This window comes from Aminobacter sp. NyZ550, from assembly GCF_025628925.2.
GTDB lineage: Bacteria > Pseudomonadota > Alphaproteobacteria > Rhizobiales > Rhizobiaceae > Aminobacter > Aminobacter ciceronei.
Map to the genome: position 1 here is coordinate 1,616,373 of NZ_CP114190.1, position 14,912 is coordinate 1,631,284.

Here is a 14,912-nt window from a genome sequence, read left to right on the forward strand (position 1 = left end):
TACTCCCCTACTGCCTTACTCCCCTAATCTACCGCCGGTACCATGCCGAGCGGAATGAAGCCCAAAGTCGCCTTGCCCTTGACGATCTTGAGCGGCAGGGTCGGCGCGTCGCCGAGCAAAGCGAGGCCGGTGAAGGCGGTCTCGAACTGCTTGGCCTGCTCCGGAATGACCTGAGACAGGATGCGCGACAGCTCGCGCGGGTTCTGGATCGTCACCTTGAGATCTGCATCGATCAGTCCATCGTCGCCGACCGACCATGGGCCACTGAGTGCGACGCCGGTCGTACCGCCCGACGTCAGCGTCAGCGAGCGAATGCTGCCCGACTGGCCGCGCAGCGCCGGCTGCCTGCTTTCCACAAGGGCAACGCCATTGTTGAGCGAGGTGTCGGCACTGCCGTCGAGCTTGGGCAGCGTGCGTCCGCCGATCGCCTGCGGGTCGATCTGCAAGCCGGTGAAGGTACCGGCGAGATCGATGTTGGCGCCGTTCGGGCGCAGATGCGTCTGCGTCTGCTCGGCGGTGAACAGCGGCTTGGCGACGCCGTCGATAAACGCTGCCTGGCCGGAAAGCTTGAGCGTTTCGACCGAGATACGTTCGGGCAACGGCTTGGCGATACGTGCGCTGGCATGCAGCAAATCCCAGTTGAATTGCAACTGAGGCAGGTCGGGCGCGGCGATCCTGAGCGGGCCGTCGATCTCCAGCACCGAGTGCATAGGTTGATAGACCTGGGCGGCGGTGCGGAAACTGCCGGCGCTGGCCGAAATCCTGCGCCCCGCATCCTCGTAGTCCAGCCGGTCGCAGAACAGGCCGATGCGGAACGGGAAGCCCTTGATCTCGGGGTTGGCGCATTCGAGCGACACGCCATCGCGGTTGACGCCGGCGATCGCCTTGCGCACCTCGCTTTCGGCCTTGCCGGCGAACCAGAACCATCCGGCGCTGTAGCCGCCGAACAGAAGCACGATGAAAAGCCCGAGCCACATGAAGCGGCGGCTGTAGTTTGCTCTTGGTTCCTGACTTGACGGCATGCTCGGGCTCTCGCTAACGCGGTTCTGTTCACCGCGATCACCAACAGGCTGGCGATATGGGCGATTTTTGGGTTTTTGGCTACGGTTCGCTGATGTGGCGGCCAGGTTTCGCGCATGTCGAGACGCGCCGTGCCCGGTTGATGGGGTTTCGTCGTTCGCTCTGCATCCGCTCCTGGGTCCATCGTGGCACCGAGCAGCGGCCGGGCCTGGTGCTCGGCCTCGACCGTGGCGGCTCCTGCGTCGGCCTCGCCTTCCGCGTGCCGGGCGACCTGCGCGACGAGGTGGTTGCCTATCTCAGGGACCGCGAGCTCGTCACCAGCGTCTATCTCGAACGCCAGCTGACCATCCAGTTCGATGGCGGCGGAAAGGCGGAGGCGGTGTGCTACATCGCCGACCGCAAGCATCATCAGTATGCCGGCAATCTCGACGCGGCGCACGCGGCCGAAATCGTCACCGGAGCCGTCGGCCAGTCGGGCCGCAACGAGGATTATGTGCTCAGCACCGTCGAGCATCTCAGGGCGCTCGGCATTCGCGACCATTGGCTCGAAGATGTGGCACGTCTGGTCGGCAAATAGTTCTGTGTCAGGAGGCAAAATCAACGCCCGTTTTTCGGCGGCGCGCCGAGCGGAGACGCGCTAAGGATCAGCCATGCTGTTCCAACGCCCCGATGACGACACGCTTTATGATGCCCTGATCGCCCGCGATGCAGGCTATGACGGTTTTGCCTATGTCTGCGTCAGGACGACCGGCATCTTCTGCCGGCTGACCTGCTCCGCGCGCAAGCCCAAGCGCGAGAACGTGCAATTCTTCGACACCACCGCCGAATGCCTGCATGCCGGCTTCAGGCCCTGCTTGCGCTGCCGGCCGATGATGGGCTCGGGCGAAGCTGAGCCACTGGTCGCAGCGCTGCTCGAAGCACTCGAACGCGAGCCGGAGCGGCGCTGGCTGGAGGCCGATATCGTCGCCATGGGCCTCGATGCCTCGACAGTGCGCCGCGCCTTCAAGCGTCGTTTCGGCATGAGCTTTCTCGAAATGGCGCGGCTGCGCCGGTTGGGGCAAGCGGCGGAGAGGCTGACGTCAGGTGACAGCGTCGTCGACGCCCAGGTCGAGGCGGGTTTCGATTCCGGCAGCGGATTTCGCGCGGCTGTCACCCGGCTGCTCGGCGAGGCGCCGGCCAAGCTGCGCGGCAAGACCATGCTCAAGGCCGACTGGATCGAGACGCCCATCGGCCCGATGATCGCGATTGCGGACCAGCATGCCCTGCACATCCTCGAATTCCTCGAGCGAAAGGCGCTGGCGACAGAGGTGCGCAAGCTACAGGCGGTCACCGGCTCGGCCATCGCCTTCGGCAGGGCCGCACCGATCGATCAGATCGAGGCGGAACTCTCCGCCTATTTCGCTGGCACGTCTGCAGAGTTCGCAACTCGGCTGGCACCGCAGGGCACGTCCTTTGAACGTCAGGTCTGGGACGGCTTGCGCCGCATTGCTGCGGGCGTCTCGGTGACTTATTCCGGCCTCGCCGGCGAGATCGGCAACCCCGCAGCCATACGTGCGGTCGGCCGCGCCAACGGCGCCAACCCGATCGCCATCGTCATCCCGTGCCACAGGGTGGTCGGCGCCAGCGGCGACCTGACGGGCTATGGCGGTGGCCTCTGGCGCAAGCGCTGGCTGCTCGAACACGAGCGGCGCATTGCGGCCGGGCTAACCAGGCTGGTCACGCGCGAGTAAGCCGTCTTTCTATGTACGGATCAGAAGTCGAAACCACATCGATGACGTGATCCGCGCAAATAAGCTCCCAGTGCGAGTATTTTCCCGGGAAGTCGTCGGATGCGAAGGTCGACGCCCCGACGAAATCAAGGAAGGCCGATTGCGATCGCACTAGCAGGCGATCATCACAATCTGGCCGATTATCCGACTGCCAATAGCTCTCGTTGCGAACCGCATAGGCAATGTAGGAATCCCACGTCAGTTGCCAGGACTGTTCGTTGGTTACCTGTATGACTGGTCGGGCTATGAAGTCTGTCCCGGGAACTGTTGTTGCGTTCTCCTGGGCACTTGCCTCTGCCACGACAACGCGAAGGACGTTCGCCTCCGGCTCCCCGATTTCTTGCAGGAAGAATGTTCGGCGGCCGGTCGGGAACAGTGTCACGTGTTTACGCCCAGTTCCTTCAGCCGCTTCGCCGCCGTGGGCGGCATGGGGGGCGGGTTCTTCGAGGTTGCTGCTTCGATCAGGAACGCGTCGCAGGCGGCCTCGGTCTCCGAGATCAGGCGTTGCATGAACTCCTCGCGCGACAGGCCAGCCGGGATCGGCTTCAGGAAGCGCGCCTTGATGGTGCCGGGGAAACGCAGAAATTTGCGGCGCGGCCAATACAGGCCGGCGACATGGGCGACCGGCACGACGGGCATGTTGAGCGCCGCATAAAGTTCGGCGATGCCCCACTTATAGGCCGGCTCGTCGCCGGGCGCGCGGCGTGTCCCTTCGGGATAGATGATCAGCTGGCGGTCGTTCTGCATTTCCCGGCGGGTCGCCACCACCACCGCTTTCAGCGCTGCCGAGCGCTTGCCGCGGTTGACAGGGATCATCTTCATCTTGGCGATGTACCAGCCGAAGAACGGGATCCACATCAGCTCGCGCTTGAGGATGTAGAGCGGGTCGCGCAGATAGGGGAAAAAGGCGATGGCGTCCCAGAACGACTGGTGCTTGGGCGCCAGGATGAACGAACCTGCGGGCAGGTTCTCGAGCCCCGTCACCTCGCTTTTCGTTCCCGCGATCTTTTCCTGCAGCCACAGGCTCGAACGCGCCCAGAATTTGGGCACCAGCCAGGCCCGGTGGCGCGGCGACAGGAAATAGTAGGGCGTCCAGAAGATCATCTGGGCGATCAGGCTGACATAGAAGACGAAGTTGAATGCCAGCGAGCGGATATGGAGCATTGGTGAGGGGCGCCTGAGGACGGGATTTCGCCGTTGGTTACACCAAGCCGTCCAAAAAGGAAAACGCCGCTTCGCCTTGGAATGAGCTTTTGCGTGGCAGAGTGCCTATTCGGCGGCGGCCTGCACCACGACCATGCCGTCCGAGGTCGGCTTGACCGGCACGATGCCGCGCGCCAGCGCCAGCAGGTACTTGTTGTATTCGGTGAACAGCACGCGGAACGCTTCGGGCTTGGTCAGCCAGCGGCCTTCGCCAAGCTTGGAGTTGACGACCGGGTAGGGCTCCAGGCTGGCCTTGCGCAAAAGCCTGCCCATTTCCAGCATGCTGCGCGGCATGTGGTAGTTGTTGGTGACGAGGATGACACGGGCGTAGTCGTGGCTTTCGACCCATTTGGCGCTTTCCTCGGCATTACCGATGGTGTCGAGCGCGGCGCGGTCGATGTCGACACGGTTGAACAGCGACTTGTCGCTGCGAGTCGCCAGCTGCAGTTGCCGGCGCGTCGCCGAGGGATGGACGCCGCTGATCAGCAGGCGTTCGCCTTTGCCGGCCTTGAGCAGGTCAAGTGCCGCATCCAGCCGCGACTGGCCGCCGGTCAAAACGATGATGGCGTCGGCCTTTGCAGGGTTGGCCGGCGTGGTAAGTCGACTGACATGGGTTGCAAACAGCGCGAAGCCACCGGTGAAGATGAAGGCTGCTGCGACGAGGATGAACAAAATGCGGCGCAAAAAAACACTTCTCCGGCGCGGCTTGAGCCCGGCCGGGTAGGTTTTCGATCCGGAAACCGTCCCCGATGCGGCGAGCGCGTTCTGACCCATCACGAAGCCATGGTTAAGCAGGGATTGCGGCTTTTGCAGCGCCTATCTAAGCACATTCTGCAACAAAGTGACATCATCGGTGATCACATCCTTTCCGGATGCTGCACGTCGATGTCGCCGAGATAGCTGACGACGGTGAAATGTGATGTCGCGGCAGTCAATGCGCCAATGACAGCGACGATCACGGCGACGCCGAGATAACCGTTCAGGCCGATGGCGAAGTTGCCGAACAGGGCGGTTGCCTGGTCGGCTTCCGGCGTCGCGAGATTGAGCGACGACCACCACGAAAAGATGATGAAGACCACCACAGCGGCAACGCCACCGGCGGCCGCACCCGTCATGCCGGTGAGCAGGAAGTGACGGCGGAACTCGCTGGCTATGAAATTGGCCTCGGCGCCGACGAAATGCAGCACCTCGATGATGTGGCCGTTGCCGGCCATGGCGCCACGCGTCGCAAACACCACAGACAGCACAGTCGCTGCCAGCATCAGCACCAGCACGCCGGTGCCGATGGTGACCGTCGTGCGCGCCATCGCCACCAGCCGGTCGACCCAGGTGCGGTGATCGTCGAGCGTGGCGGTTGGCACCTTGGGGCTGATCGCCTGGCGCATCGCGCCGAAATCGGGCGGGCTGCTCTGGTCGATGGTGACGATCACCAGCCGCGGCACCGGCAACTCGTCGATGTTCAATCCCGAGCCGAGCCACGGTTCGAGCAGCCGCGCGGTAGCGGCGCGATCGACGATCTTGGTGCCGCTGACGCCGGCGAATTCGCCGGCGATGCGTGCGGCCGTCTCCAGTGCCGCCTCCATGTCCAGCCCTTCGGCGGGCTTGATCTGGATCGTCGCCTCGCGGGCGATCTGGTTTTCCCACACCGAGGCGGTGTCGCGCACCAGCGTGACCGCACCCAGCGTCAGGCACGACAAGAACGTCATGATGGCGATGACCAGCACCAGCGCGCGGCCGGCGATGTTCTGTGACGGCACGATGGGGGCGGTCTTGCGCTGCAGCCTTGGCGCCGGCTGCTGGAGCGGCGCATCCTCGAATTCGTCCTCGAATTCCTCGCCGTGTGTGCTGCTGTCGGCTTGGGCCTCAGTCATAGATGTCGAGCCTTCCGCCGGCGAGAATCATGCGCCGAGCATCGACCTGGTCCATCAGGCCGAGATCGTGGGTTGCGATCACCACCGCGGTGCCAAGCCGGTTGAGCTCGATGAACAGCCTGAGCAGGCGCCGCGCCAGTGGCGGGTCGACATTGCCGGTTGGCTCGTCGGCCAGCAGGATCTCGGGCTGCTCGATCAGCGCGCGGGCGATCGCGGCGCGCTGCTTTTCGCCGCCCGAAAGCACCGGCGGCAGCACATGCATGCGCTCGCCGAGGCCGACCCATTTGAGCAGTTCGGTGACGTCGGTGCGGTAGCTTGCCTCTTCGCGCCCGCGCACGCGCAGCGGCAACGCCACATTCTCGTAGGTGGTCATGTGGTCGAGCAGGCGGAAATCCTGGAACACCACGCCAATACGCCGGCGCATCAGCGGCAGCTCGGTGCGCGAGATGCGCGAACGGTCCTTGCCGAAGACGCTGATCAGGCCACGCGTCGGCTTGAGCGACAAAAACAGCAGCCGCAGCAGGGTGGTCTTGCCCGCGCCCGACGGCCCGCTCAGGAACTGGAACGAGCGCTCGGGGATGTGGAAGGAGATGTCACGCAGGATCTCCGGTCCCATCCCGTATCTGAGGCCGACATTCTCGAAGCGGATCACGTGCTGCAGACCTTGAACTTGCGAAACATTGGGAACTTACGAAACCCTGGGAACTTGCGAATCCACGGAGATTCATCGGGACCCTGGCTGCCCGTTTCTACGAAACGACCATGGGTCCGCATGGTTAAGAGACGGTTAATTTCCGTCCGGAATGGGGCGCCGAAGCACCTCGGTGGCGAAGCATTAACCATTTCCGTTTACCCCCTCTCGGCAGAATGTCTAAGGGGTCTGATGGCTGAGCAGCGGAAAGCACGCCCGGTTTCCGGCGAAATCATGACCGATGACGGCCGCGACACATCCGCCCAACCCCAGCGCGCGCCTGCCTTGGACATTGTCGACGCCGATTTCGAAGTCGTGGCTCGCGCCGATCGCCGAAACGAATCATCCGCCGTCCAGCCTGTCCTCGCCACTCAGTCAGCCAATCGGGGCGGAATGGAGATGCTCAGGCCAGCGCATTCGCGGCTGGACGCCCGGCCGACGCGCGGCGGGCCGATCTTCTGGCTCTCCGGTATCTCCTTGGTGGCAATGGCGTTTTGGGTCGCCGGCGGACACCAGGTGCTGCATGCTGCGGCGTTTCCGCTGTCATGGCAGGCGCCGAAGCTGCGCCTCGCCGACGTCGTTTCGCGCATCGACAGCTCCGGCCGCAAGCCGCTTCTGCTCGTCGACGGCACCGCTTTCAACGACGGAAACAGGGCGGCATCGCTGCCGCCGATCGTCATCGCCGTCACCGGCGATGACGGCAAAGTCCTGCGTTACAGGCTGGGGACAGGCACGGTTCCGGTGGCAGCCGGCGCAAGATGGGACTTTTCGAGCCGGCTCGACGTGCCTATGAACGGGGTAAAGACCGTCACGGTCGCTTTCTCGGAATAGGATGCTGTCATGCCTGTTGTGCGCGACAAGGAAATCGAAGTGCTGTTCTCCGCCTCGGCGATCGCACGGCGCAATCTCGAACTCGCCAAGGATATCGCGGCGCACGACTACACTGACCTTCTGGTCATCTCGGTGCTGAAGGGCTCGTTCATCTTCGCCGCCGACCTGATCCGCGCCATGCACGACGTCGGCCTGTCGCCGGAGGTCGAGTTCATCTTCATTTCAAGCTATGGTGCCGGCACCACGAGCGGCGAGGTCCGCGTGCTGCGTGACATCGACAACGAGGTTGCCGGCCGCGACGTCCTGCTGATCGACGACATTCTCGAATCGGGCAAGACGCTGAAGTTCACCCGCGAGCTGATGATGTCGCGCGGCGCCAAGAGCTGCTCGATCGCTGTGCTGCTCGACAAGCGCATGCGCCGCAAGACCGACCTCAATGCCGATTATGTCGGTTTCGACTGCCCCGACTATTTCGTCGTCGGCTATGGCATGGATGTGGCGCACGCCTTCCGCGAGCTGCCCTTCGTCGGAGTGGTCAAGGGCGAAGACTGATCAGCCGCTAATCACAAATTTTGCGGCATTCAGGAATCGTCAACCAGTCGCGGCAAATATCGCCGCCATGGCAAAACTTCTGATCGTTGAGGACGATGAGTCCGTCCGCACTCTCGCAGCCCGCGCGCTCGAACGCGCCGGCCACAAGGTCGACGTCGCTTGCGATGGCGCCGAAGGGCTCGACTCCATTCACGCAGAGCGCGGCGGGTACGACCTGATCGTCTCCGACATCCGCATGCCGGAGATGGACGGCATCGAGATGGCGCAGAATGCAGCACGCGCCTATCCCGGGCTGCCGATCCTGCTGATGACCGGCTATGCCGACCAGCGCGAGCGCGCAGAGGAACTCGACGCCATCATCATCGATGTGGTGCAGAAGCCGTTCACGCTCAACGACATTCGTGACCGCGTTTCGCGGGCGCTGGCTGCTCAGTCGGCAGTGGCGCTCGCCGGCGCCGCCTGAGGCGTCCGCGTCCCGACATTCAGCGCGAATATACCGGCGCCGACGATCAGCAGCGCGCCGATCACCGTGCCGGTTCCGGGCACCTCGGCGAATAACAGGTAGCCCCACAGCGGTGCCCACAACAGCCCGGTGTATTCGAAAGTCGCCGCCTTGTTGGCGGGCGTCAGCCGATAGGCTTGGCCAAGCAGCACCATGCCGACAGCGGCAATGATGCCGCAGGCGCCCATCATCAGGAAGTCGCGCAGGCTCGGCCAGATCCATGGCCGCATCAAAAAATCGAGGCTGGGATGGCCTGTCTGCTGGAAGCCGGCGGCCGAGAAGATCGTGGTGATCAGCACGGCGCCGAAGAGATAGGCGGCGTTCTGGTAGAAGGCCATTGTCGTCGCACTTTCCGTCACGCCGACCTTGCGCGCCATCAGCTGCGAGAAGCTGTAGAGAAACGCCGAGGCGAGCGACAGCAAGGCCGCCCATTCGAAGATGCCGGCGCCGGGATTGACCATGATGACCACACCGAAAAGCCCGACCGTGCCGGCGGCAAGGCTCTGCCACGGCACCCGTTCGCCGAGATAGGGACCGGCCATGGTCATGATCAGCAATGGCGTCAGGAAGAAGAGCGCCGCCGCATCGGCGATCGGCAGCGCCGGTATCGCCAGGTAGTAGGCGCAGTAAGACACGAACAGGATCATCGAGCGCGTTGCGAGGAAGCGCCAGTTGGGCGAGGCGAGTGCCGGAAGCCCGACATCGCGATGCACCAGCAGGAGCAGGATCGGCAACGCCACCACGGCGCGGATCAGCAGCGCTTCGCTGACCGGATAGGTGCCGGCCACGGCCTTGATCAGCGCGTCCTGGATCGAAAACACCAGCACGCCCAGGCAAAGGCAGAGGATGCCGAGAAGCGTTCTGTTGTGCATGGTGCAGGAGTGCCTGGCTAAGAGGTCGTCCCGATATTTGTACCTTGAGATCGGGCGGAACGAGAGCGCTTGTCGGCGCCTCCTGTTGGGCCAGCGGCGACAGCGACTGGCGCACAGCTGCCCCAAAAAAATACCCGCCGGCAAGATTGCGGCGGGTGAAAGTGAGGACGGTATTACCAGTCCGCAGCCGCATCTCTTGCGACCACCTTCCAATGGGTAGCGGGACTATTCCCCGCCGTTTGACACGATGCAAACGAATTGGAATGATGGCAGCCATTAGAATTTCTTATGGCTGAAAACGTTTTCATGACCGCACGCCTCGACAGCGACCTGCTGCGCACCTTCCTCGCGGTTGCCGAGAGCGGCAATTTCACCCGCGCGGCCGAAGGTGTCGGGCGCACCCAGTCCGCGGTCAGCATGCAGATCAAGCGCCTCGAGGAGGTCGTCGGCGAGGTGCTGTTCACGCGCGGCGCGCGCGGCGTCGCCCTGACCGAACGCGGCACCGAACTCGTCGGAAATGCGCGCCGCATCGTTGCCCTGCTCGATGAAACGGCGTCGTCGATGCGCGCGGCGCCGCTTGGCGGACCGGTCCGCATTGGCATCCCCGAGGAATATGGCCAGCCTGTTCTGTCGCGTGCCCTGGGTGCCTTTGCCAAGCGCCATTCGAAGGTGGAGGTGACGGTGCGGTTCGGCTATTCGGTCTCCCAACTGGCTTCGCTCGCGGCCGGCGAACTTGATCTTGCCGTGGTCTTCGAGTGGCAATTTCCATCGGGCGCCGAAGTCCTGATGAATGACCCGACGGTCTGGGTGACCTCCATTCACCACCAGCTGCATCTGGAGCGGCCGCTGCCGGTTGCCATGTACACCCGCCACGGCTGGTCGCGGGAGTATGCGCTTCGCTCACTCGAGCAGCGCGGCATCGATTACCGTTTCGCCTACACCAGCGATACCACCAACGGCCTCTCCCTTGCCGTCACCGCCGGACTGGCGCTGGCGCCGATGGCCCGCAGCAACATTCCACCGGATTGCCGCGAGCTGACGGAGGCCGAAGGCTTCGGGGCGATCGACACGACCAGGGTCGTCATGCATCGCAATCCGCGCGCCAACAGCGAAGCCGTCGACGCCATGGCCGACGCCATCCGCGAGGCTTTCCATCAGCGGCGCTGATCGCTGGGAACAAGCCGTATCCTGCCATGCTTCCTGACAAAAGGCTGTCAGGAGACCAATGGGCGGAGTGCGTCGGTACAGGGGGAACAAACGTAGTGAGCTCCCGGCTACCGCAGCTCCAGCAAGCGTTCGAGATAACTCCGCTCCAGTTCGGGGCTGAGCGCATTGCCCAGGCGCTTGCGTATGGCGTCGAGTATCTGGCGGGCGCGCTGCACGTCGATCTCGTCGGGCACCTTGGTCGAGTCGCCGAAGTCGGGACCGGTGGTGGCGCGGGGCCGGCCGAGCGGGTCGCGGTCGGCATTCTGCTGGCGGCCGCCTTCGCCGCTGCCGCCCTGGTCGCCCTGCATGGCCTGCATCTGCTGCATCATGTCCTGGGCGCCCTTGCGCAGCGCTTCCAGCGCGCGGCCCTGGTGGCCGACGGCGCGTTCGCTTTCGCCCTTGCCGAGTGAACCCTCGGCCTGGTTCATCGATTCCCCGGCGTCGCCAAAACCTTCGCCCGGCTTGATGCCGAGGCCCTCGAGCCCCTTCATCAGCGCTTCGAGGTCCTTTTCCAGCTGCCCTTGGCCCTGCTGCATCTGCTTCATCGCGTCGGCAAATTCCTGCGGCGTCATCGGCCGGCCCTGCTGGCCTTTGTTTTGCTGGCCTTGCTCGCCCTGTTGCTGCTGCTGGCCCGGCTCGCCGTTCTCGCCGAAGGGATCGCTCTGCTCGCCTTGGCCGCGCTGCATCTGGTCCATGCGGAAGGTCTCGTTCATCATCTCCTGCTGGCGCCGCATGATCTCGCCGAGCTTGTCCATCTGCTGGCGCATCTCGGAATTCTGCTGGCCCTGCTGACCCTGCTGCCGTTTGCCGGCCTGCAGGTTGTTCATCATGTCCTGCAACTGCGACAGCAACTCGCGCGCCTGGTCGCGGTTGCCCGACTTGGCGAGGTTCTCGATCTGGTCGAGCATGCGCTGCAGGTCGCTCTGGCGCAACTCCTGGGCCGGCGTCTGGTCCTGCGCGGTCCTGTTCTGCTGGTTGCGTTCGGCGAACTCGCGCAGGAAGTCGTTCATCGCCTCGCGCAGCTCGGCCATCAGCTTGTCGATTTCTTCGTCGCTGGCGCCGCGTTCGAGCGCGTCCTGCAAGGCCTGCTGGGCCTGGCGCAGGCGCTTTTCCGCCGCCGACAGGTCGCCGTCCTCGATGCCGAGCGCCACCTGCCAGAGATAGGTGACCACCTCGCGCAGTTGGTCGTCAGAGCTGGCCATCTTGAGCCGCGAGCGGGCGCTCATCAGCGCCAGGTAGTGCGAGAGATTGTCGATCGTGTCCTCGGGACGCAGTGTGATCGCGTCCATCAGATCAAGCACGCGCCGCTTGGCGTTGGCGTCGAGCGCCAGCAGGCGCCGCTGTTCGATCACCGCCCGGGCGAGCGGGTTGGTGAACGGTTTTTCCGGCAGGATGATCGTCTTGGTTTCGCTCTTGGCTTCCTGGCCGGCATCGTCGCTAACATGCAAGGTGAGCTTCACCGAAGCACCAGCCCAGACATGCTCTGTCAGGTCGCGCGTCGCCTTCACCGGCTTCTTGGTCGCACCACGGCGGGGCAGGGAAAGCGGCATTTCGGGCGGGCCATAGAGCGGGCGTGCATCCACCGGCTGCGCGTCGGCAAGGGCGAAGTCGGCCTTGGCCGAGGCCGCGCCATAGTCGTCCTCGATATTGTAGGTCAGTTCCAGCGTGCCGTTGACGGCGCGTTTGGGCTCACCGACGAAGCTGATTTTCGGCGCGCTGTCGGGAATGACGGTGAAGGCCCAGCTGTCGAGCTCGTCGTCGCCGGATTTCAGCGTGAGCTTACCCTGGGCGGTGAGCTTTTCGGCAAACTGCCTGACCGTGGCAACCGGGCCTGTCGCGACAGGCGTTGCTGCGTCGGTGTTGACGCCATTGGGTACGATGTCGCGCACTGTGCCTGCGGCATCGGTGAAGGCGAGCGTTTCGTCGCCCGAGCCGCCGGTGACGCGTAGCGACAGTTCGCTGCCCTCGGGCACGTTGATGACAGGAACGTCCCTGCTTGCATCGGCGGTCAGGAAGATCGGTGCCTTGCCGGTATATGTCGGCGGCGTCACCCAGGCGTCGATGCGCGGCGGCACAGTGTCGTGCGCCGCATGCGCCCGGAAGGCGTCGCCCAGCCGGCCGCCGGTCGGGCCGAAGGAAAATGCGAAGGCGCAAACGAACAACAGGGCAGCGGCGGCGCGTAGTGCCCATGGGTCGCGTTCGGGTACTTGCGTCCGGGGCAGGTCGCCGCCCAGCGTGCCTAGCCGTTCGGCCATGCGCTTCTGGTGCTCGCGCCACAAGGCGTCGGCAAAACTGTCCGGCTTGCCCGACGGCTTGTCGGTCTGGACCTGCACCGGCGTGTGCAGCAGCTGGTTGGCGCGTTCGAGACGGCTGTCGATCTCAGCCCAGCTCGGCAGGCGGAAAAAGCGCAGCGGATAGAGCGAGGCCAACGCGGCTGCGACGAAGGTCACGGCCAGCCCCAGTCGCGCCATGTCGGGCAGGAGCCGGAACAGGCCGAGCCAGGACAGACTGACGAACAGGCTGGCAATAACGATCAGCGGCAACACCAGCGGCCAGCCGCGCTCGACGATCATCGCCGTGGCGATGGCCAGGCGCGTCCTGCCCAGGCCGGCGGCAATGCTACGATGCAGCGCTGGTCGTGTCGGTTCCGTCATCGGCCCTTCCGCTTGGGCGGCGCGGGATGCAGCCACCCTGCCTCAGGGAGAATACCATCAATCGCGGCGAAGGCGAGGCGACCAACGTAATCGTGAAGCTCAACGCACAGCACTTCCGGGGCGGGCGTAAGGAACGTCGTAGAATTCCCTGCTCACCCTGACAATCTGGTGCGCCGTCAGGCGAGCCAGTCGGGCACGGAATCGAGGCCGATCAGCTCTTCATAGGTCCGGCGCTGGCGGACGACATGGAAACGGTCGCCGTCGACCAGAACTTCGGGCACCAGCAGCCGCGTGTTGTAGGTGCCTGCCTGAACCGCGCCATAAGCGCCGGCCGTGCCGACGGCAATCAGGTCGCCGGCCTTCAGCCTGGGCAGGTCGCGGTCGAGGCCGAGGTAGTCGCCGGTCTCGCAGACGGGGCCGACGATGTCGACGGTCATGCGCGGCGCGTTTGCTGCCGGCTGCACCACCGGGCGGATGTCGTGATAGGCATCGTAAAGCGTCGGCCTGATCAGGTCGTTCATCGCCGCATCGACGATGAGGAAATTCTTGGCGTCGCCTTCCTTCACGAAGATGACTTCCGAAACCAGGATGCCGGCATTGCCGACGATCAGCCGGCCCGGCTCGAACATCACCTTGAGGCCGAGCTTGCCGACGCGCTTGTGCACGATCTGGGCATAGGCGTCGGGCAAAGGCGGCGGGTTGTTGTCGGTCTTGTAAGGAATGCCCAGGCCGCCGCCGAGGTCGACATGGTCGATCTCATGGCCGTCCGCCTTCAGCGTTTCCACCAGCTCGGCCATCAGCGCAAAGGCGTCGTCGAAAGGCTGCAGCTCGGTGATCTGGCTGCCGATATGCATATCGATGCCGGTGACCTTGATGCCCGGCAGGGCTGCTGCGCGGGCATAGGCTTCGCGCGCCCGCTGACGCGGGATGCCGAACTTGTTCTCGGCAAGCCCGGTCGAGATCTTCTTGTGCGTCTTGGCGTCGACATCAGGGTTGATGCGCAGCGACACTGGTGCGGTCCTGCCGTTGGCAACAGCGCGTGCCGACAGAAGCTCGAGCTCCGGCTCGGATTCGACGTTGAAGCACAGGATGCCGGCCTGCAGCGCGAAGTCCATTTCGCGCGCCGTCTTGCCGACGCCCGAAAAGACGATCTTCCCGGCCGGGATGCCGGCGGCCAGCGCGCGCCGCATCTCGCCTTCCGACACCGTGTCGGCGCCAGCACCGAGCTTTGCCAGCGTCCTCAACACGGCCTGGTTCGAGTTGGCCTTGAGCGCATAGCAGACCAGCGCATCGAGATCTGCGAAGGCCTTGGAGAAGACCTGAAAATGACGCGTCAGCGTCGCGGTCGAGTAGCAGTAGAACGGCGTGCCGACGGCAGCGGCGATATCGGTCAGCGCCACGTCTTCGGCGTGGAGGACGCCGTCACGATAGTCGAAATGGTTCACGGCAGCATGCTTTCGAAAATGAACAGCGGCTCAGAGCAGCGGGTCGAGGATGAAAGGCTTGTCCTCGACCGGTTTTACCGGTGCCGGGCCCGCCGGCTGGCCGGCCTTCTGGGCATCCTTCTGCGCCTGCACGGCAGCCTCATAGGGGGTGTCGAGGTCGCCCTTGCGGCCGCAGGCGGAAGCCATGCCAACCGCCGCAATCAGCCCGAGCGTCACCAGAATCCTGCCAGCGGTCATGTTCCATCCGTCCGCGAAAATTTCCCCGCTGCTTGTAGCGGAGATTCTTGGGCTTTGCA

Annotated in this window: 16 protein-coding genes; 6 read left to right on the plus strand and 10 right to left on the minus strand. The window is 64.3% G+C overall.

Annotated features, from left to right (window positions below):
* Positions 1-23 precede the first annotated feature (23 nt).
* Positions 24-1,022 carry a DUF2125 domain-containing protein gene (locus N7E70_RS08080; RefSeq protein WP_263006028.1) on the minus strand — a complete coding sequence of 333 codons (999 nt, stop codon included), beginning with the start codon at positions 1,020-1,022 and terminating at the stop codon, positions 24-26.
* Positions 1,023-1,078: 56 nt separating this feature from the next.
* Here N7E70_RS08080 and N7E70_RS08085 point away from each other — a divergent pair, with 56 nt between their 5' ends.
* Together N7E70_RS08085 and N7E70_RS08090 are read left to right on the plus strand one after the other, a co-directional pair.
* Positions 1,079-1,597, plus strand: coding sequence for a gamma-glutamylcyclotransferase (locus tag N7E70_RS08085; protein ID WP_067957643.1), 519 nt, complete (start codon positions 1,079-1,081; stop codon positions 1,595-1,597).
* A gap of 73 nt (positions 1,598-1,670) precedes the next feature.
* Positions 1,671-2,750 (plus strand): bifunctional transcriptional activator/DNA repair enzyme AdaA, encoded by a 1,080-nt coding sequence (locus N7E70_RS08090; protein WP_263006029.1) that lies wholly within the window; start codon positions 1,671-1,673, stop codon positions 2,748-2,750.
* On the opposite strand, the gene N7E70_RS08095 is transcribed toward N7E70_RS08090, so the two are convergent.
* The 5 genes from N7E70_RS08095 to ftsE all read right to left on the minus strand — a co-directional run bounded on the left by N7E70_RS08095 (position 2,737) and on the right by ftsE (position 6,515).
* Positions 2,737-3,171, minus strand: coding sequence for a hypothetical protein (locus tag N7E70_RS08095; RefSeq protein ID WP_263006030.1), 435 nt, complete (start codon positions 3,169-3,171; stop codon positions 2,737-2,739). The genes N7E70_RS08090 and N7E70_RS08095 overlap by 14 nt on opposite strands.
* Positions 3,168-3,953, minus strand: a complete 786-nt coding sequence (locus tag N7E70_RS08100; RefSeq protein WP_263006031.1) for a lysophospholipid acyltransferase family protein — start codon at positions 3,951-3,953, stop codon at positions 3,168-3,170. The genes N7E70_RS08095 and N7E70_RS08100 overlap by 4 nt, the downstream gene beginning before the upstream one ends.
* Positions 3,954-4,058: 105 nt before the next feature.
* Positions 4,059-4,676 (minus strand): YdcF family protein, encoded by a 618-nt coding sequence (locus N7E70_RS08105; RefSeq protein WP_246765191.1) that lies wholly within the window; start codon positions 4,674-4,676, stop codon positions 4,059-4,061.
* A 173-nt stretch (positions 4,677-4,849) separates the two neighbouring features.
* Positions 4,850-5,863 (minus strand): cell division protein FtsX, encoded by a 1,014-nt coding sequence (locus tag N7E70_RS08110; RefSeq protein WP_067957657.1) that lies wholly within the window; start codon positions 5,861-5,863, stop codon positions 4,850-4,852.
* Positions 5,856-6,515 carry a cell division ATP-binding protein FtsE gene (ftsE, locus tag N7E70_RS08115; protein WP_067957659.1) on the minus strand — a complete coding sequence of 220 codons (660 nt, stop codon included), beginning with the start codon at positions 6,513-6,515 and terminating at the stop codon, positions 5,856-5,858. Before ftsE ends, N7E70_RS08110 begins: the two co-directional genes overlap by 8 nt.
* Positions 6,516-6,953: 438 nt before the next feature.
* Here ftsE and N7E70_RS08120 point away from each other — a divergent pair, with 438 nt between their 5' ends.
* The 3 genes from N7E70_RS08120 to N7E70_RS08130 all read left to right on the plus strand — a co-directional run bounded on the left by N7E70_RS08120 (position 6,954) and on the right by N7E70_RS08130 (position 8,400).
* Complete coding sequence (locus N7E70_RS08120; protein WP_246765192.1) at positions 6,954-7,385, plus strand: hypothetical protein; 432 nt, start codon at positions 6,954-6,956, stop codon at positions 7,383-7,385.
* A gap of 9 nt (positions 7,386-7,394) precedes the next feature.
* A complete protein-coding gene (gene hpt, locus N7E70_RS08125) occupies positions 7,395-7,937 on the plus strand; it encodes a hypoxanthine phosphoribosyltransferase (RefSeq protein WP_067957665.1) in 543 nt (180 codons plus the stop codon).
* A 67-nt stretch (positions 7,938-8,004) separates the two neighbouring features.
* Positions 8,005-8,400: a response regulator gene (locus N7E70_RS08130; RefSeq protein WP_067957668.1), complete on the plus strand. Its 396-nt coding sequence runs from the start codon at positions 8,005-8,007 to the stop codon at positions 8,398-8,400.
* Here the strand turns inward: N7E70_RS08130 and N7E70_RS08135 are convergent.
* A complete protein-coding gene (locus tag N7E70_RS08135) occupies positions 8,367-9,311 on the minus strand; it encodes a DMT family transporter (RefSeq protein ID WP_067957671.1) in 945 nt (314 codons plus the stop codon). The two genes, N7E70_RS08130 and N7E70_RS08135, sit on opposite strands and share 34 nt — an antisense overlap.
* A 306-nt stretch (positions 9,312-9,617) precedes the next feature.
* Here N7E70_RS08135 and N7E70_RS08140 point away from each other — a divergent pair, with 306 nt between their 5' ends.
* Complete coding sequence (locus N7E70_RS08140) at positions 9,618-10,478, plus strand: LysR substrate-binding domain-containing protein (protein WP_067966130.1); 861 nt, start codon at positions 9,618-9,620, stop codon at positions 10,476-10,478.
* A gap of 107 nt (positions 10,479-10,585) precedes the next feature.
* Here N7E70_RS08140 and N7E70_RS08145 read toward each other — a convergent pair whose 3' ends face one another.
* From N7E70_RS08145 to N7E70_RS08155, 3 genes are all read right to left on the minus strand, one after another.
* On the minus strand, positions 10,586-13,171 hold the full coding sequence (locus tag N7E70_RS08145) for a TIGR02302 family protein (protein ID WP_263006032.1): 2,586 nt from the start codon (positions 13,169-13,171) through the stop codon (positions 10,586-10,588).
* A gap of 176 nt (positions 13,172-13,347) precedes the next feature.
* A complete protein-coding gene (gene lysA, locus N7E70_RS08150) occupies positions 13,348-14,616 on the minus strand; it encodes a diaminopimelate decarboxylase (protein WP_263006033.1) in 1,269 nt (422 codons plus the stop codon).
* Positions 14,617-14,646: 30 nt separating this feature from the next.
* On the minus strand, positions 14,647-14,853 hold the full coding sequence (locus tag N7E70_RS08155; protein WP_154386139.1) for a lipoprotein: 207 nt from the start codon (positions 14,851-14,853) through the stop codon (positions 14,647-14,649).
* Between the last annotated feature and the right edge of the window lie 59 nt (positions 14,854-14,912).